Raw genomic sequence first — 16,143 nt, forward strand, 5'->3', positions numbered from 1 at the left:
GTGGCTCACGCCCCTATGGCGTCCGGGAATGTTCCTGGGTGGGCCGGGGGGCGTGGGTGGTGACAGCCGGTGGGTGGTTTCCAGGAGGGCACGGATCCATGCCCCTATGGCTTCCCGGAATGTTCCTGGGTGAGCCAGGGGCGTGGGTGGTGACAGCCGGTGGGTGGTTTCCAGGAGGGCACGGATCCATGCCCCGGGTACGTGTTCGGGTGGGCCGGGAGGCTCGGCGGGGCAGGCACCACCAAGCCGACGGCAGACGCCACGCAAGTCCCTCCGCGCGGGCCCGGCGAACCTGCGCACGTCGCGACGGCCCACCGCCGACAGCCTCTCAGACCAGGCCACCGCCCGCGCCCCGCAGGTGGACGATGTCGCCGGCCGATACCGGTTCCTGGAGGCCGTCGTCGGTGGACAGGATCAGGCGGCCGTCGCTGTCGATCGCCACGGCCTCACCGATGACCGTGCGGTCGCCGGGCAGCTGGGCCCGTACCGTCCGGCCGAGCGTCGCGCAGCCCGCCGCGTACGCCTCCTGGAGGCCGCTCGCCGCCGCGTCGCCGTCCGCCGCGCGCCACTGGCCGTACCAGTGCTCCAGCGAGCGCAGTACGCCCCGCAGCAGCGTCTCGCGGTCGGTGGAGACGGCCCCGGCCAGGGCCAGTGAGCCAGCCGTGGGTGCGGGCAGTTCATCGGCGCGCAGGGAGACGTTGAGGCCCATGCCGACGACGACGCCGTTCCCGGCGCGCTCGGCCAGGATGCCGCCGGCCTTGCGCTCCACGCCCTCCACCGTGACCAGGAGGTCATTGGGCCACTTCAGGGCCGTGTCGACGCCCGCGGCTTTCGCCAGGCCGGTCGCCGCGGCGACACCGGTGAGCAGCGGCAGCCAGCCCCACCGCTCGACGGGGACGTCGCCCGGCGTCAGGTAGACGGAGAAGAACAGGCCCGAACGGGCCGGAGCCGTCCAGGTGCGATCGAGACGACCGCGGCCCGCGGTCTGCTCCTCGGCGACCAGCACGGTGCCTTCGTCGAGCCCGGCCGCCGCGCGCCGGGCAAGATCGGAGTTGGTGGAGCCGATGGTCTCCACGACGTCGAGCGAGGTCCACAGCCCGCCCGGCCGCAGCAGTCCGCGGCGCAGCGCGGGGACGTTCAGGGGCGGCCGGTCCAGGTCCGACCAACGGCTCTGTGGCGCATCCGAAGGTGTCATGCAAGCCAGACTAGGTGTGGCAAACGACGCACTGCCGAACCGTATCCGCGCCGATACCCTACGGATCAGTAGGTGTTCAGCACCTGATCAGCAGCACAGTCGTCCCCCGTGACCAGGCAGGGAGCCGCCACCCGATGTCCGAGCCGGAAGAGACCGACATCCACACCACCGCGGGCAAGATCGCGGACCTGCAGCGCCGAATCGACGAGGCGACGCACGCGGGCTCCGCGCGCGCGGTCGAGAAGCAGCACGCCAAGGGCAAGTTGACCGCGCGCGAACGGGTCGATCTGCTGCTCGACGAGGGTTCCTTCGTGGAGCTCGACGAATTCGCCCGGCACCGCTCCACCAACTTCGGCATCGAGAAGAACCGCCCGTACGGGGACGGCGTCGTCACCGGCTACGGCACGGTCGACGGCCGCCCCGTCTGCGTCTATTCGCAGGACTTCACCATCTTCGGCGGCTCGCTCGGCGAGGTCTACGGTGAGAAAATCGTCAAGGTGATGGACTTCGCGCTGAAGACCGGCTGCCCGGTCATCGGCATCAACGACGGCGGTGGCGCCCGGATCCAGGAAGGCGTGGCCGCGCTCGGTCTGTTCGCGGAGATCTTCCGCCGCAATGTGCACGCCTCGGGTGTCGTGCCGCAGATCTCGCTGATCGTCGGACCGTGCGCGGGCGGCGCGGTCTACTCCCCCGCGATCACCGACTTCACGGTCATGGTCGACCAGACCTCGCACATGTTCATCACCGGCCCCGACGTCATCAAGACGGTCACCGGCGAGGACGTCGGCTTCGAGGAGCTCGGCGGCGCCCGCACCCACAACACCACCTCCGGTGTGGCGCACCACATGGCGGGCGACGAGAAGGACGCCATCGAGTACGTCAAGTCGCTGCTGTCGTACCTCCCTTCGAACAACCTGTCCGAGGCGCCCGCCTTCCCCGAGGTGGCGGAGCTCGCCACCACGGACGAGGACCGCGAGCTCGACACCCTCATCCCGGACTCGGCCAACCAGCCGTACGACATGCACACCGCCATCGAACACGTGCTGGACGACGGCGAGTTCCTGGAGACCCAGGCCCTGTTCGCGCCGAACATCATCACCGGCTTCGGGCGCGTCGAGGGTTACCCGGTCGGCATCGTCGCCAACCAGCCGATGCAGTTCGCGGGCTGCCTGGACATCAACGCGAGCGAGAAGGCCGCGCGCTTCGTCCGTACCTGCGACGCCTTCAACGTGCCCGTGCTGACCTTCGTCGACGTCCCCGGCTTCCTGCCCGGCGTCGACCAGGAGTACGGCGGCATCATCCGCCGCGGCGCCAAGCTGATCTACGCCTACGCCGAGGCGACCGTCCCGCTGATCACCGTGATCACGCGCAAGGCGTTCGGCGGCGCGTACGACGTCATGGGCTCCAAGCACCTGGGCGCCGACATCAACCTCGCCTGGCCGACCGCGCAGATCGCGGTGATGGGCGCGCAGGGTGCGGTGAACATCCTGCACCGCCGTACGATCGCCGCCGTCACGGACCCCGACGAGGCAGACGCCACCCGCGCCGAGCTGATCGCCGACTACGAGGACACGCTGCTCAACCCCTACGTGGCGGCCGAACGCGGTTACGTCGACGCGGTGATCATGCCGTCCGACACCCGCGCCCACATCGTGAAGGGGCTGCGCCAGCTGCGTACCAAGCGGGAGTCGCTGCCCCCGAAGAAGCACGGCAACATCCCCCTCTAGAAAGGGTCCTGGCCATGATCAAGGTCGTACGGGGCAACCCGACCCCTGAGGAGCTGGCCGCCGCGCTGGCGGTGGTGCGGGCGCGCGCCGCGGCGACGACGACGTCCGACGAGTCGTCCGGTACGCCGGCCGGCGGGCCGGCGCTGCCCGGCGAGTGGTCCGACCCGGGACGCATCGCCCGGCGCACGCGTCATCTGCCGGGGCCGCGGGCCTGGGCCCGGACGTACTGGCCCGGGTAGTCGCGGGAGTGTCCCTTCCCGCACGTTTCCGGAGGTCCGGGCCCTTTCGGGTCCGGGCCTCCGGTGCATCCGGAGCGAACTGGTCCGTACGCACCACGGCGGCTGAGTACCTGTACTCAGGCGCGCCGTCCGTCACGGCAGCAGGATCGTTTCCATGCTGTGGTCCGACCCCGAGAACAAGCCGCCGAAGGAACTGCGCGACGCCCAGGACATGATGCGCCGCGCGGGGCTGGTGCTCGGGCTCGCGATGGTGGTCGCGATGTTCGTTCTCGGGATGCGCTGAGCGGGTCCTGGGCCGGTCCGCCTCTTCTACGATGGCGCGTATGACTGATCAGCGCCGTCTCGTGCTCGCCTCCGCCTCGCCCGCCCGTCTCGGTCTGCTGAGGCAGGCCGGCTTCGCGCCCGAGGTGATCGTCAGCGGGGTGGACGAGGACGCGCTGAGCGCCCCGACACCGGCCGAGCTGGCGCTCGTGCTCGCCGAGGCCAAGGCCGCGGCGGTGGCCGGCCGGGCGGAGGCCGCGGGTGCCCTGGTGATCGGCTGCGACTCGGTGCTCGAACTCGACGGCGAGGCGCTCGGCAAGCCGGCCGACGGCGAGGAGGCCATCGCCCGCTGGAAGTCCATGCGCGGCCGGGCCGGTGTGCTGCAGACGGGCCACAGCGTGATCGACACCGCTACCGGACGTACCGCGTCGGCGACCGCCTCCACGACCGTCCGCTTCGGCGAACCGACGGACGCCGAGATAGCCGCCTACGTGGCCACCGGCGAGCCGCTCCATGTCGCGGGCGCCTTCACCCTGGACGGCCGCTCGGCGCCGTTCGTCGACTCCATCGAGGGCGACCACGGCAACGTCATCGGGCTCTCGCTGCCGCTGCTGCGCCGGTTGCTGGGCGAACTGGGGATCTCCGTCACCGAGCTCTGGGTCTGAGCGGACGCCCCTGGTCCGGGCGGACGCCCCGGATCAGACCGGCGCCGGAGCGCTCGCCCCGGCGTCGTCGGCGGGCTCGTCGGACCGGGTGCCGTACGCCACCAGCGTCAGCACTATCAGCCCGAGCACCACCATCAGACACCCGAACGCGGTCCAGCCGACCAGCCCGACCGTCAGCGCGCCCAGCACCCCGTGCACCACCGCGCAGACGATCAGGACGATGCGGGCGATACGGCCGGGGGCCCGGTCGCGGATGCCGGCGAGCAGCAGGAGCAGCCCGCACAGCAGCAGGTAGAGGCCGAAGGCGCCGCCCATCGCCCAGGTGCCGTTGGACATGACGGCGGGGTCCATCCCGGCCAGTGACATGTCCTGGTTCTTCACGACCGTCGCCAGGATGCCGTTGATGAGCATGATGCCCACGGCTTCCACGAACAGCACGATCGCGGCCACGAACGCCACCGGTCTGCGCACCACGGTGCTCACCCCCTGTTACCTGCAGTACGTGCGATAGCGCGGACCCTACTAACCGGTAATCCTCCGGACAAGGGTCCGGCGATCTCCGCTTCCGCCCCGCGCTCGTGGCGCGCGCGGGCGCACACTCCGCGCGCCCCCCCTTGTCGCGGCCCTCGTGCGTCGCGCAAAGAATCGTTCGCCCATTAGTGGGGACTCGACAAAGAAACGCGGGGAGTCACAGCTCGTACGAACAGAGACCTGGACCACACCTCGTGGCTACTGTGCGGTTATGAAACCCGGCGTACCGTGGTGCCACAAGGGATTTCGCGACTTGAGCAAGCCTCGAATCACACTCCGTGTGGGCAAGCTCACCATTGGGGACGGGTCGTAGGGCCGTGTCGGTAGTCCCTAAACTCAGCTTGTTTCAAGGAGGGAGCCATCGTGCGCAAGGTGCTCATCGCCAACCGTGGCGAAATTGCTGTCCGTGTTGCTCGGGCGTGCCGGGATGCCGGGATCGGGAGCGTGGCCGTCTACGCGGACCCGGACCGGGATGCTCTGCATGTGCGTGCGGCCGACGAGGCATTCGCTCTGGGCGGTGACACCCCGGCGGCCAGCTATCTGGACATGGCCAAGGTGCTCCAGGCGGCCAAGGACTCCGGGGCCGACGCGATCCACCCCGGGTACGGGTTCCTGTCGGAGAACGCCGAGTTCGCGCAGGCCGTGCTCGATGCGGGGCTGACGTGGATCGGGCCGCCGCCGCAGGCGATCCGGGACCTGGGCGACAAGGTCGCGGCGAGGCATATCGCGCAGCGTGCCGGGGCCCCGCTGGTGGCCGGCACGCCCGACCCGGTCTCGGGTTCCGGGGAGGTCGTCGCCTTCGCCGAGGAGCACGGGCTGCCGATCGCGATCAAGGCCGCCTTCGGTGGCGGCGGTCGCGGGCTGAAGGTGGCGCGCACGCTGGAGGAGATCCCGGAGCTGTACGACTCCGCGGTCCGTGAGGCCGTCGCGGCGTTCGGCCGGGGCGAGTGCTTCGTGGAGCGCTACCTCGACCGGCCGCGCCACGTCGAGACGCAGTGCCTGGCCGACAGCCACGGCAACGTGGTCGTGGTCTCCACCCGTGACTGCTCGCTCCAGCGCCGCCACCAGAAGCTGGTCGAGGAGGCCCCGGCCCCGTTCCTGAGCGACGCGCAGAACGCGGAGCTGTACGCGGCGTCCAAGGCCATCCTCAAGGAGGCCGGCTACGTCGGTGCCGGCACGGTGGAGTTCCTCGTCGGCACGGACGGCACGATCTCGTTCCTGGAGGTCAACACCCGCCTGCAGGTCGAGCACCCGGTGACCGAGGAGGTCACCGGCCTCGACCTCGTACGCGAGATGTTCCGCATCGCCGACGGCGAGGAGCTGGGCTACGGCGACCCGGCCGTGCGCGGCCACTCCTTCGAGTTCCGGATCAACGGCGAGGACCCGGGCCGCGGCTTCCTGCCCGCCCCGGGCACCGTCACCCTCTTCGCCCCGCCGACCGGCCCCGGCGTCCGTCTCGACGCGGGCGTCGAGTCCGGCTCCGTCATCGGCCCCGCCTGGGACTCGCTGCTGGCGAAGCTGGTCGTGACCGGCGCGACCCGGCAGCAGGCACTCCAGCGCGCCGCCCGTGCGCTGGCCGAGTTCAACGTCGAGGGCATGGCCACCGCCATTCCCTTCCACCGCGCGGTCGTCGTCGACCCGGCCTTCACCAGCGAACCGTTCCAGGTCCACACCCGCTGGATCGAGACCGAGTTCGTCAACGACATCAAGCCCTTCACCGCCACCGCCGACACGGAGGCCGAGGAAGAAGCCGGCCGCGAGACCGTCGTCGTCGAGGTCGGCGGCAAGCGCCTGGAGGTCTCCCTCCCCTCCTCCCTCGGCATGTCCCTGGCCCGCACCGGACTCGCCGCAGGCGCCAAGCCCAAACGCCGCGCGGCCAAGAAGTCCGGCTCCGCGGTCTCCGGCGACACCCTGGCCTCCCCGATGCAGGGCACCATCGTCAAGATCGCCGTCGAAGAAGGCCAGCAGGTCCAGGAAGGCGACCTCATCGTCGTCCTCGAAGCCATGAAGATGGAACAGCCGCTGAACGCGCACCGCTCCGGCACCGTCAAGGGCCTCGCCGCCGAGGTCGGCAGCTCGGTCTCCTCCGGCGCCGTCATCTGCGAGATCAAGGACTGATCGAGCGGCACCCGTCGTTCCACCGGGGCCAAGGGGGGAGGAGGGGGGGGAGAGGGGGGGAGAGGGGGGGGTGGGGGGCGGGTCGGCGGGGGGTTTTAGGGGGGGGGGGGGGGGCGGCTCCCCTGCCCCCCCCCCTGGCGCCCCCCCACCGCCGGCCAAGCTCGGAGTGGAGTCGGCGTCCGGGCGGCCGACCGCCCCGTACCGCCCGGCCGCCCGACCTCGCAGGTCCGGGGCCGCCCGCTCTCCGGCCACGCATTCAACAAGTCCCACACCGCCGGCTACGACCTCGTCCCGTACTGGGCACTGTTTCTCGGATCATGTGCGGAGCCAGATGGTGAGGGCTGCGAGTGTGACGGTGCCGAGGTAGATGTAGGCGCGTTTCTCGTAGCGGGTCGCGACGGCGCGGAAGCCCTTGAGGCGGTTGATGGTGCTCGACGGTGTTGCGCTTCTTGTAGCGCTCGCTGTCGAACCCGGTGGGCCGCCCGCCTCGGGAACCACGGTTCTTTCGATGTCTCTGCTGGTCGAGACGTTCGGGGATGGTGTGCCTGATTCCGCGTCGTCGCAGGTAGCGGCGGTTCGTCCGGGACGTGTAGGCCTTGTCCGCCAGGACATGGTCGGGCCGGGTGCGAGGCCGGCCAACTCCGGTCCGGGGCACCGGAACGTGCTCCAGTACCCGCTCGAGCAAACCCATCGGGCGCCGGACCTGTCGCTCGATCGAAGATCACTGCAGCATGCGCGCCACCCGGCGTGCCGAGCGCTGACGCGGGGTGAGCCGGGCGTAGTCGTCGGCGGCCGCGACGTTGGCCGCGGTGCAGCTGGTCGAAGACGCTGGCGCTGCTGGCATTGTTTCAGGCGACGCCAGCAGGCCGCCCCAGAGCCGAACCCATGCTCTGGCGCTCACCCTTCACTGCGCAGCAGTTCATTGAGTGGCTGGTGGATCCGGGCACGGTTGTAGCCGGCGGACCACGCCTCCATGTCGTCAGTGCCGGCCGGAGGGTGAGCCACAGCGGTGACCATCCCGAGGACGTCCAGCGAGTCGCGGTGGTACCCGGCTGCTCGCCCTGACCCTGGCCACCCGGACCAGCGCATCGGGACGGCTCGGCCCCGGCGGGACGGGCGTCGTCCTGAATTCCCTCGCCGCCTTGTGCCCAGCGGGTCCCGGCGAACTACAGCACCTGGTCGACCAGCTGACCGCAGCGGACTGGCTCACCGAAGCCGCCGTCACCGACACCCACCTCACCGGACGGCTGACCGAACGCATCCTGCCGCTCACCTGCCCCCTCCCCTAGCCAGACCAAACCGTCGGCCGACGGGCGGCTGCGCCCGGGGGGCGAGACGGCGGACAGGATGGGCCAGGCCAGGTCGTGTCCTGTGCCTCGGGGGACTGAGCAGAGCGCGGGGCACGAGGCGTTTGGAAATGTCAGGTGTTCTCACCGGGTCAACGCGAGCAGTTCATCGATCGCCGGCTCCTCACCACCGTTACCGAGGTGGGCGATGGCCGCAAACGGGGGCGATCACCTGGCTCCAGGCGTGGAGCCGGTCGCCATCGAGCCCGCACGCCTCCGCCACGCGCGCGCAACGGGTCTCGACGCCCTCCAGCCCGGCGCCGGCCACGACGTAGTCCACAGCGTCGAAGCACGGATCACCCACACATGCCTTCGGATCGATGGCCATCAGACCGCGCTCCGCTCCACCGTCGAGCACGTTGCCCAGGTGCAGGTCACCGTGGAGCAACACGGTCGTCGCTTCCGTCTCCAGCAGCCGCTCACACCGCTGGATGGCCCTGCTCCACGCGGCACGGGTCCGCAGAGCCGCACGCGAAGCCGCCTCAACCCCGGGCGCACGCCTTGGCAGTACCGCAGGAAACCACCAGGCTGGCCCGGACGGTCCTGGAGTCATCCTCACGGGTCAACCCCGGGACTGCGGTGCTAGAGGCGCCCGGGATCCAGCGGGCGTGGTGGCTGTATGGACGGGCTGGCCGCTGACGCGCGGGGCGGGGCAGTGCGCACCGTTGGCCGTGGCGGCTGCCTTGGCCACCCCCAGCGCGAGGCCTTGGTGCGGCCCTCGCGCGCGCGTGCGTCTTTAAGGAAAAGAGGGCCTTCGCGGGAAACCCACTGTGACCTGGGCTTTTGCGGGAGGGTATGTGTCGGCGCTGACACATTGACCTGCGGAAATGTGTCCGTGGTGCCACACCGACACCCATATTTGCCAGGTGAAGGTAAGTGCCTGACTGTAATCCGGTGACTGCGCGGATGGAGAGCGCCATTCGCCGACGGTGAAGTCTGGGAGTGTCCAGGGGACTCCATCCCGCTGTACGGTCGGGCGGGTACCGCAGCCATCGACACGGGAGCCGAAATGGGACCGGATCATGTTCCTGATTGGTTCTGGGAAGTCCTGGAAGCGACACGACCGCGCCTGTCTGCCCTTGAATTGTGGTTGGAGTCCCAGCCGCGGGAAGTCCTTGAAGCCTTCGCGCTCGCGTACGAGTCCGCGGCTGATTCGCTGGCCGACTTCTCGGAAGGCGTGAGCGTGGATGGGGACGTCTGGTCCGAAGACAGCACCGAAGATCTGTGCATGTGGGTGGTCGGGCAGGGCTGCGGGCTATGGAGCTCGGTGATCGCAGGAGAAGTGCAGTTGGAAGAGGCCGCGCAGATGTATCTGGGCCGTGCGCGGCTGCTTCCAGACTGCGTAGTGCCGTGGGACGAGGATGTCTCGGACTCGGAGCACAGGGGCTACCAGTCTCCCTGGACCATCGTCCACGGCATCTACCGGACGCGTTTTGCCGAAGAACTCCATGAACGGTTTGGGGTACCTGAGGAGGTTGCCCGCCGGGCAGATAACGCGGCGGGGCCCGCGGCATAGACGTCACTCGTCTCCCGCCCGCCCGCCGTCAGCATGCTCGGAGCCAAGGCGGGACCAGACGAGATGCGTCTGCCCCGGCCGCCCCGACGGCGAGATCTGGACACCGGCGTGGGCCGGCGTTCCGGTCCGCCGCGATAGCCGATTGGTGATTTCCCTCTCTGTCAGCACCGGGGCCGCTGTGCGGTCAGGGGTTTGGCCAGAGCCACGAGGGCTGCTCCCAGCACCGCGCCGAGCACCGGAGCGAGCAGGTAGATCCACAGGTGGGTGGTGTCCTGGGCCAGGAGCGCCGGACCGAACTGTCGAGCCGGGTTGGCCGATCCGCCGCTGAGGGGACCGAACGTCGCGATGATGACCGCGGTGGCGAGCCCCACCGCGCAGGGGAGCAGTCTGCGGCCGGCCGGGTGTGCCAGGAGCACGGAGAGCATCACGGTCAGCAGGACGAGGACTCCGGTCTCCGCTGTGAGGATCGAGGTGGCGTCCCATGCCGGGTCGGCGTGGACGGTCGCGTAGCCGACGGGGACGCGGGAGACTGCCGGTCCCCAGACAAGTCGGCTGAGCGCCGTTCCCGCGACGGAACCGGCCAGTTGGGCCGTGACGTACGGGACGACGGCGCGGGCCGGGAAGGCGCCGAGCCGCCACAGCGCGATGGTGACGGCGGGGTTGAGGTGTCCGCCGGACCGCCGGCCGGGTGGGGACATCATGAATACCATGAGAAGCACCCCGATGGTGACGCCAAGGATGGCGAGAGCGTAGTGGGTGTCATGGGCGGAGATCGGTGAGTCGGGTGCGATAAGCCAGCGCACGCCGGTGACGACGAAGAACAGCAGAAGGCCGGTGAGGCCGAATTCGCAGGCTGCGCGACGCAGGATGCCGGATTCTGCGGTGGTGGGCGGGTCGGCCTGTGCCGGCACGGCCGGAGTTGTGATTGTCATGGACATGTCCCTATCGAAAATCGCTGTTCGCCGGGCCGCGCCGAGGAGAGCCCGGGGCGCGGGGTTCCCCTTGGCGGCGGGGATCCCCTGATCGCCAGGGGATCCCCGCCTGCGTGCGGAAGGAGCTCACGCCTGGGCGTGCGCGCCTTCCAGCCAGTTGGTGAACTCGCAGGCGAAGTGCCACTGATGTCCAACGAAGACGCGCTCAGGGGCGTTGGCCGGGAACTGGATGGTCAGACGGATGCGCAAGCCGTCGGGGCCGTCGCCGAACTCATGCATGACGCGGGCGATCTCCGTGCCGTCACCGAGGCGTCCGGTGCCGCCGATGCGTACGGGGTACTCCTCGTGGCCCTCGTCCGCGATTTCGACGCCGTCGTGGAAGGTGAGGAAGAACCGGAGGGGGCCGGATCCTATGGTCTCGATGATCTCGACCACTCCGCCGCTGGAGTCGGCGAGGTAGTGCTCGGGGTTGGCGGAGAGCAGCGCGGACCGGTCACCGCCCGCGAGCCGGCCCTGCCACCAGGTGAGGAACCGGTCCACGTCGATCCCGGCGACTGTCATTTCGGTGACGGCCGACCGCCAGGCTCCTCCGGACCCGTTCGGAAGCGGTGCCATCACCGCGTCTGACGCGGCGAGATCGAGGGCGAGGAGTTCCCGCATCCGCTCGTCCCCGATCCGCTGCTTCAGCAGGGTGAGCGCCGCCCGCGAACGGTCCAGCTCCCACTGCCGAACGGCATCGTCCCCGTACTCGACACCGTCGATGACAGTGCGGACATCCAGCGCGCCAGTGTTCATGGCGAAGCCCCTTTCGAGCGAAGCGGAGAAATTTTCTCCGCCTACGGCACGCTAGCATAGACGGAGAGAAGTTCTCCGCTTCATTGATGGAAGGTGGATCTCATGCGGGCGGACGCCGAACGCAGCAGACGACGGATCCTGGATGCCGCCCGCGATGTGTTCCTGGAGCGGGGCCTGGACGCCCCGCTGGACCTGATCGTGCGCCGGGCGGGTGTGGGGCCGGCCACGCTCTACCGTCGCTACGCCGACCGCGAGGCACTCGTGCGCGATCTCACCGGTGACCTGCTCTCACGCCTTGAGGCCGCGGCCCACCAGGCGGCGCGGGAGGAGGGTGACGCGTACGACGCGGTGCGGCGCTTCGTCCACGCGGCAGCCGGCCTCCGGATGGGCGCGGTAATCCCGGTGCTGCTCGAACGGCTCGTTGTCGACCAGGAGTTGATCGAAAGCCGGACCCGCACATCGAGGGCGCTCGACCACCTGATCCACGCGGCGCACGAATCCGGCCGGCTGCGCCCCGAGGTGGGGGCGGGGGACCTGATCCTCCTGTCGATCCGGCTGTCCCGCCCCCTGCCCGGTGGTCTCTCCCGGCTCGACGCGGACGGCACGCTGCTGCACCGCCATCTCGACCTTGCCCTCGACGGCCTGACCACGCAGGCCGCACCGGCGCCCGCCCCGGGCGAACCGCTCACCTTCGCCGACCTCGTCGCCGCCGCCGACCGCCCGAACACGACCGACTGAGCCCGCCGGCACGGCCCGGAGCACGAGTGCCTCCCTCACCATGCGGCCCCTTTCGTTGCGGTGCACCGGGACAGTGCCGAGTTCACCGACGGGCGGGCGCACCCGGCCACCGCCCGAGGCGCGGCAGGACGAGCTGGACGCGATCGATCCGGGATGGTGCCCTGCCTGGGACACCGAGTGGCAGCGCTGCTACCGCCTCGTCCAGAACCACGTCAAGGCCAGCCGCACGCTCCCGGAGGCTGCGGGCGATGTCGTCGTCCAGGGCGAGGACCTCGGCCGGTGGGTGAACGCGCAGCGGTTCGGGCGGGAACAGCTCCTGCCCGTACAGCAGTGGATCCTGGAGAACACCCTCACGATCACCCCGGCCGGGGAAGACGAGCGGCCGGCGAAACGGACGCAGGATGACAGGTGGGCCGCGAACCCCGCAGCGGCGCGGCAGTTCCACGCCTGTGAAGGGCATCTGCGGGTGCCCCGGAAGCACATCGAGCGGGGTAGGGACGGAAGCGGGCTCGGCGGGCCGTCAGAACGGCGCTGACGGGCCCGTCGTGGTCAAGCTCGGCACGTGGCTCGACAACGTCCGCAAACGCGCCGCAAAACTCCCCCAGCAACGCCGTGCCGACCTCGATCAACTCGGCATGCGCTGGTAGCGGGCGCGGCTCCACGATCTGGTGGGCCCTGGGTCTGGCCGGGCCGTCGGCTCGACGAAGCGCACCCCAACCGTCCTGGGATGATCTTCGCGTGGCTGGTGTGATCGCGGCGCCGGAGTCGTCCTGGATAGCCCCGTACACCGGGCTGAGTCCACGTCAGTTCAATAGGCTGCCGGAGTGACTGTTCAGCGATTGCGGGTGGCTGCCTACGCGGTGTGTATCAGGGATGAACGGGTGCTACTTACCCACTTCGCCTCTCCGGATGGGACCGACCGGTACTGGTCGTTGCCCGGCGGTGGCATCGAGCATGCCGAGGATCCGATTGATGCGGTCGTCCGGGAGGTTTCCGAGGAGAGCGGGTACCAAGTCGAGGTCGATCGCCTGCTCGGCGTCGACTCCAGGACCCGGCGGGTCAACTGGGGCGCACCTGGTGGAACGGAACTGCACAGTGTGGGTGTCTTCTACTGCGTCCGGCTCACCGGTGGCGAGTTGCGTCACGAAATCGATGGCTCATCTGACCAGGCGGCCTGGTTCTCATTGACCGAGGTGCCGCACTTGCAGCGCGCTTCCCTGGTAGACGTCGGGCTGGAGTTGGAGCGCACCCGGCCTGCCGACGGCCATGTACAACCGGTACCGGTGAGCGGCCTGTTGCGGTGCTGAGGAAGCCGGTTCGACGGCCGCGCCTGGAACCATCCCGAGTGGAATGATCTTGGGATGGTCGGCTTCATCACGGCGGCGGAGCCGTCCATCCAGCCTCTTAGATCATTTACGGGACAGCTCTTACTAGGGCTTTGTTAGGTCCTGTGGTGAGGTTCGGGGGTTGCTGCGGGTTGGCCGCATATCGAGCAGGCGCCGGTCCAGGTGGCCAGGAGGGCCTGGAGTTCGCGGAGGACCGCGTAGAGGGTCAGGCCGGCGCAGGGGCTTTTGGGTCGAGTCTGAGCAGGGTGCAGAAGGCCTGGGCGAGGGAGGCGAGGGTTGCGTGGCGGTGCCAGCCGAGGTAGTTGCGGCCCTCGAAGTGGTCCAGGCCGAGGCCGTCCTTGAGCTCGCGGTAGTCGTGCTCAACTCGCCAGCGGGTCTTGGCGATTCGCACCAGCTCGCGTAGTGGGGTGTCGGCGGGCAGCGTCGAGAGCCAGTAGTCGGTTGGCTCGGCGGAGTCGGGTGGCCACTGGACGAGCAGCCGGCATTCGGGCAGGGAGCCGTCGGCGGCGCGGCGGATGGACCGGTTGGCCGGGCGAACCCGCAGGGACAGGAACTGCGAGCGCATTTCGGCGTTCGGGTTGCGCTTGGTGGTCTTGCTGCCCTGGCGCCAGGTGACGGTGCGGGTGGCGGTTTGTCCGGCTGTCAGGGCCAGCGCGCGCAGGGTGGTGTGCGGCTGGGGGTAGGCGGACACGGGAGGGCGGCCCTGCCCGGAGTATGGCGGGCGCTCGGGCGTGGCGTCGCCGGGGTGCGCGGTCGTGGTGGCTTTGACTGCGACCGCGTAGGTCAGGCCGCGCTCGGTCAGGCCCTCGCGAAAGCCCGTGGCGTCGCCGTATCCGGCGTCGGCAACGACCGGCAGGTCTGGCAGCTCCCAGCCCTCACGGACCTCGTCGAGCATGTCCAGGGCCAGGCGCCACTTCTCCCGGTGGCGAGCATGCTCGGGGATGCCGGCCTTGGCGCGGCGGCGTCGGATCGCCTCGGCCAGCAACGCGTCGTCGCCGTGCTTGGTGTCGTCCCAGCTCTCGGGCAGGAACAGGCGCCAGTCGACGGCCGAGGACGCGCGGTCGCTGACCAGGTTCACGCTGACGCCGATCTGGCAGTTGCCGCGCTTGCCCAGCGCGCCGCAGTACATCCGTGCCACCCCCGGCGAGTCGTAGCCGTCCTTGGGGAAGCCGACATCGTCAATCGCGTACGCCTCGGGCGAGATGTGCGCCGCAGCCCAACGGGCCACCCGTTCCCGGACCCTGGAGTAGTCCCAGGTGGAGGAGGACACGAACTGCTGGAGTTGCTGGTGGTCCACGCCCAAGCGATCGGCCATCGGCTGCATGGACTTGCGCTTGCCGTCCAGCATCAGCCCACGCAGATACATCTCGCCCTTGGCCCGCTGGTCCCGACGGGCCAGCGAGCCGAGCATCTGAGCCGCGAACGCCTCCAGACGCGGACGGACCTCTTCCATCTCCTCAGGTGTCACACCTGAAAGAAGATCACAACCCTACTCCTGCTTGATCATCCGGGGTACCTAACAAAGCCCTATTACGACCTTGGGTGAAATTGGGATCGGGGCGTGTTGGCCTGGTGGTTCGGCTGGTGGGTGATCAGCAGACGGTGTTGCGGGCGAGGACGAGTTCGGTGTTCGTCCGGCGGCGGGTCGGGCGTCGTGCGGAGCGGTCGGAGACCAGCGAGGCGATCGCGAGGTGGGTCTCGGCGTAGGTCTCGCGTCGGCCGGTGTACCGCTGGAGGGGACGCCACTGCTTGTACTCGGCGTTGGTGTGCTCCACGCAGATCCGCGCCGAGGACTGGCGGCGGCGCATCTCGCGCCAGGCCCGCTTGTCCCCGTCGCAGGCGTCCTCGGCCGGCTTCTTCGGAGGGGCGCTGACCTGGCCGGGGAACTCCTTGGCCAGGCCCTGGTATCCCGAGTCGACCTCGGCCTTCACCCCCGGGTACCGGCGGAACTGGTCCGCGATGCCCTCGGTACGCAGGGCGGTCCGGTCGTGCATCCGGCCCGGGCGGACGACTCCGGAGAACAGCGTGCGGCCCTGCTGGTCACTGAAGGTAGTGGTCTTGATCGTGTTCTGCTTCTTCTTGCCGGACACGAAGGCCTTGCGCCCCGGCCGTCCGGCGCGTGGGCGTCGGACCTGCACCTCGGTGCCGTCGATCCGCAGGTCCACGCCTTCAAAATCGGCGTAGGCGAACACATCTTCCAAGGTCCGCAGCCTGACGCCGGGGCGGTCGCGCACGGCGAAACCGCGGGCAGCGAGCAGGGGCCTGACCTGGCGGATCGCGGCGGAGACCGTGGAGCGGCCCACCCGGTACAGCTCGGCCAGAGCGGCGTGCGGCAGGCCGAGCCGCAGGTGGACGAAGGTGACCAGCAGCCGGTCGACGAACTCCAGCTTCGGCTTGCGCCCGGCCCCCTCAGCCCGGCGCCGTTTGTCGCCCCGCTGCCGGTCGAGCGCCGAGTCACGCAGGGCCCACCAACGCGGCGACAACTCTTCGAGCAACTCGCCGAGATGTGCGCGAGAGACCCCGGACAGGGCAGGATGGGAGCAGGCCGCACGGGCCCAGGTAAGCGTCACAACTCACCCAACCCGTGCGGCCCTTCTCACGTCACGGCCCCACCAACACCGGGACTATTCACCCCCAGGTCGTAAGCAGCAGGGTTCTTTGCTTCGTCTCCTGCGCTCCAAGGGCCGGTCTGAGTGAGAGCAACTATCTGGTGCCGACTACGAGTCGATTGCCG

General features: G+C 69.7%; 17 protein-coding genes and 3 pseudogenes. 11 read left to right on the forward strand and 9 right to left on the reverse strand.

What is annotated here, in order from left to right:
* Nucleotides 1–328: 328 nt before the first annotated feature.
* Nucleotides 329–1,195 (reverse strand): biotin--[acetyl-CoA-carboxylase] ligase, encoded by an 867-nt coding sequence (locus ACFVX4_RS31630; protein ID WP_389983792.1) that lies wholly within the window; start codon nt 1,193–1,195, stop codon nt 329–331.
* 134 nt (nt 1,196–1,329) lie between these two features.
* Here ACFVX4_RS31630 and ACFVX4_RS31635 point away from each other — a divergent pair, with 134 nt between their 5' ends.
* The 4 genes from ACFVX4_RS31635 to ACFVX4_RS31650 all read left to right on the forward strand — a co-directional run bounded on the left by ACFVX4_RS31635 (nt 1,330) and on the right by ACFVX4_RS31650 (nt 4,087).
* Nucleotides 1,330–2,922 (forward strand): acyl-CoA carboxylase subunit beta, encoded by a 1,593-nt coding sequence (locus ACFVX4_RS31635; RefSeq protein WP_385334969.1) that lies wholly within the window; start codon nt 1,330–1,332, stop codon nt 2,920–2,922.
* A 14-nt stretch (nt 2,923–2,936) separates the two neighbouring features.
* Nucleotides 2,937–3,161 (forward strand): acyl-CoA carboxylase epsilon subunit, encoded by a 225-nt coding sequence (locus ACFVX4_RS31640; RefSeq protein ID WP_389983795.1) that lies wholly within the window; start codon nt 2,937–2,939, stop codon nt 3,159–3,161.
* Between the two features lie 154 nt (nt 3,162–3,315).
* A complete protein-coding gene (gene mmpB, locus ACFVX4_RS31645) occupies nt 3,316–3,444 on the forward strand; it encodes a morphogenic membrane protein MmpB (protein ID WP_389983798.1) in 129 nt (42 codons plus the stop codon).
* Nucleotides 3,445–3,475: 31 nt separating this feature from the next.
* Nucleotides 3,476–4,087 (forward strand): nucleoside triphosphate pyrophosphatase, encoded by a 612-nt coding sequence (locus ACFVX4_RS31650; protein WP_266415110.1) that lies wholly within the window; start codon nt 3,476–3,478, stop codon nt 4,085–4,087.
* Between the two features lie 33 nt (nt 4,088–4,120).
* Here ACFVX4_RS31650 and ACFVX4_RS31655 read toward each other — a convergent pair whose 3' ends face one another.
* A complete protein-coding gene (locus ACFVX4_RS31655; protein WP_389983801.1) occupies nt 4,121–4,570 on the reverse strand; it encodes a hypothetical protein in 450 nt (149 codons plus the stop codon).
* A 411-nt stretch (nt 4,571–4,981) separates the two neighbouring features.
* On the opposite strand from ACFVX4_RS31655, the gene ACFVX4_RS31660 reads away from it, so the two are divergent.
* Nucleotides 4,982–6,736, forward strand: coding sequence for an acetyl/propionyl/methylcrotonyl-CoA carboxylase subunit alpha (locus tag ACFVX4_RS31660; RefSeq protein ID WP_389983804.1), 1,755 nt, complete (start codon nt 4,982–4,984; stop codon nt 6,734–6,736).
* Nucleotides 6,737–7,051: 315 nt separating this feature from the next.
* Here the strand turns inward: ACFVX4_RS31660 and ACFVX4_RS31665 are convergent.
* Both ACFVX4_RS31665 and ACFVX4_RS31670 read right to left on the reverse strand, forming a co-directional pair.
* Nucleotides 7,052–7,400 (reverse strand): annotated as a pseudogene (locus tag ACFVX4_RS31665) (transposase); the annotation flags it as partial.
* Nucleotides 7,401–7,457: 57 nt separating this feature from the next.
* Nucleotides 7,458–7,580 carry a hypothetical protein gene (locus tag ACFVX4_RS31670; RefSeq protein ID WP_389983807.1) on the reverse strand — a complete coding sequence of 41 codons (123 nt, stop codon included), beginning with the start codon at nt 7,578–7,580 and terminating at the stop codon, nt 7,458–7,460.
* 298 nt (nt 7,581–7,878) lie between these two features.
* Between ACFVX4_RS31670 and ACFVX4_RS31675 the strand changes: the two genes are divergently transcribed.
* Nucleotides 7,879–8,025 carry a hypothetical protein gene (locus tag ACFVX4_RS31675; RefSeq protein WP_389983809.1) on the forward strand — a complete coding sequence of 49 codons (147 nt, stop codon included), beginning with the start codon at nt 7,879–7,881 and terminating at the stop codon, nt 8,023–8,025.
* Between the two features lie 141 nt (nt 8,026–8,166).
* On the opposite strand, the pseudogene ACFVX4_RS31680 reads toward ACFVX4_RS31675, so the two are convergent.
* Nucleotides 8,167–8,635: pseudogene (locus ACFVX4_RS31680) on the reverse strand (aminoglycoside phosphotransferase family protein).
* Between the two features lie 456 nt (nt 8,636–9,091).
* Here ACFVX4_RS31680 and ACFVX4_RS31685 point away from each other — a divergent pair.
* Nucleotides 9,092–9,598: a hypothetical protein gene (locus ACFVX4_RS31685; RefSeq protein WP_389983812.1), complete on the forward strand. Its 507-nt coding sequence runs from the start codon at nt 9,092–9,094 to the stop codon at nt 9,596–9,598.
* A gap of 161 nt (nt 9,599–9,759) precedes the next feature.
* Here ACFVX4_RS31685 and ACFVX4_RS31690 read toward each other — a convergent pair whose 3' ends face one another.
* Nucleotides 9,760–10,530, reverse strand: coding sequence for an MIP/aquaporin family protein (locus tag ACFVX4_RS31690; RefSeq protein ID WP_389983815.1), 771 nt, complete (start codon nt 10,528–10,530; stop codon nt 9,760–9,762).
* Nucleotides 10,531–10,656: 126 nt separating this feature from the next.
* Complete coding sequence (locus tag ACFVX4_RS31695) at nt 10,657–11,325, reverse strand: hypothetical protein (protein WP_389983818.1); 669 nt, start codon at nt 11,323–11,325, stop codon at nt 10,657–10,659.
* A 102-nt stretch (nt 11,326–11,427) separates the two neighbouring features.
* Between ACFVX4_RS31695 and ACFVX4_RS31700 the strand changes: the two genes are divergently transcribed.
* The 4 genes and pseudogenes from ACFVX4_RS31700 to ACFVX4_RS31715 all read left to right on the forward strand — a co-directional run bounded on the left by ACFVX4_RS31700 (nt 11,428) and on the right by ACFVX4_RS31715 (nt 13,370).
* Nucleotides 11,428–12,063 (forward strand): TetR/AcrR family transcriptional regulator, encoded by a 636-nt coding sequence (locus tag ACFVX4_RS31700; protein ID WP_389983821.1) that lies wholly within the window; start codon nt 11,428–11,430, stop codon nt 12,061–12,063.
* Nucleotides 12,064–12,136: 73 nt separating this feature from the next.
* A complete protein-coding gene (locus ACFVX4_RS31705) occupies nt 12,137–12,598 on the forward strand; it encodes a hypothetical protein (RefSeq protein ID WP_389983824.1) in 462 nt (153 codons plus the stop codon).
* A 203-nt stretch (nt 12,599–12,801) separates the two neighbouring features.
* Nucleotides 12,802–12,882: pseudogene (locus ACFVX4_RS31710) on the forward strand (IS5/IS1182 family transposase); the annotation flags it as partial.
* Between the two features lie 5 nt (nt 12,883–12,887).
* On the forward strand, nt 12,888–13,370 hold the full coding sequence (locus ACFVX4_RS31715; RefSeq protein ID WP_389983827.1) for an NUDIX domain-containing protein: 483 nt from the start codon (nt 12,888–12,890) through the stop codon (nt 13,368–13,370).
* A gap of 244 nt (nt 13,371–13,614) precedes the next feature.
* On the opposite strand, the gene ACFVX4_RS31720 is transcribed toward ACFVX4_RS31715, so the two are convergent.
* Together ACFVX4_RS31720 and ACFVX4_RS31725 are read right to left on the reverse strand one after the other, a co-directional pair.
* The gene (locus ACFVX4_RS31720; RefSeq protein ID WP_389983830.1) at nt 13,615–14,877 is read right to left on the reverse strand and encodes an IS701 family transposase; all 1,263 of its coding nucleotides are present in this window, start codon (nt 14,875–14,877) and stop codon (nt 13,615–13,617) included.
* 124 nt (nt 14,878–15,001) lie between these two features.
* On the reverse strand, nt 15,002–15,979 hold the full coding sequence (locus ACFVX4_RS31725; RefSeq protein ID WP_389983833.1) for a transposase family protein: 978 nt from the start codon (nt 15,977–15,979) through the stop codon (nt 15,002–15,004).
* Between the last annotated feature and the right edge of the window lie 164 nt (nt 15,980–16,143).

Source organism: Streptomyces sp. NPDC058240 (assembly GCF_042882135.1).
Classification (GTDB): domain Bacteria; phylum Actinomycetota; class Actinomycetes; order Streptomycetales; family Streptomycetaceae; genus Streptomyces.

Coding starts and splice junctions, on each gene's coding strand:
- ACFVX4_RS31630 (WP_389983792.1), bottom strand. CDS start 1,195: ATGACACCTTCGGATGCGCCACAGAGCCGTTGGTCGGACCTGGACCGG.
- ACFVX4_RS31635 (WP_385334969.1), top strand. CDS start 1,330: ATGTCCGAGCCGGAAGAGACCGACATCCACACCACCGCGGGCAAGATC.
- ACFVX4_RS31640 (WP_389983795.1), top strand. CDS start 2,937: ATGATCAAGGTCGTACGGGGCAACCCGACCCCTGAGGAGCTGGCCGCC.
- mmpB (WP_389983798.1), top strand. CDS start 3,316: ATGCTGTGGTCCGACCCCGAGAACAAGCCGCCGAAGGAACTGCGCGAC.
- ACFVX4_RS31650 (WP_266415110.1), top strand. CDS start 3,476: ATGGCGCGTATGACTGATCAGCGCCGTCTCGTGCTCGCCTCCGCCTCG.
- ACFVX4_RS31670 (WP_389983807.1), bottom strand. CDS start 7,580: ATGCCAGCAGCGCCAGCGTCTTCGACCAGCTGCACCGCGGCCAACGTC.
- ACFVX4_RS31685 (WP_389983812.1), top strand. CDS start 9,092: ATGGGACCGGATCATGTTCCTGATTGGTTCTGGGAAGTCCTGGAAGCG.
- ACFVX4_RS31690 (WP_389983815.1), bottom strand. CDS start 10,530: ATGACAATCACAACTCCGGCCGTGCCGGCACAGGCCGACCCGCCCACC.
- ACFVX4_RS31695 (WP_389983818.1), bottom strand. CDS start 11,325: ATGAACACTGGCGCGCTGGATGTCCGCACTGTCATCGACGGTGTCGAG.
- ACFVX4_RS31700 (WP_389983821.1), top strand. CDS start 11,428: ATGCGGGCGGACGCCGAACGCAGCAGACGACGGATCCTGGATGCCGCC.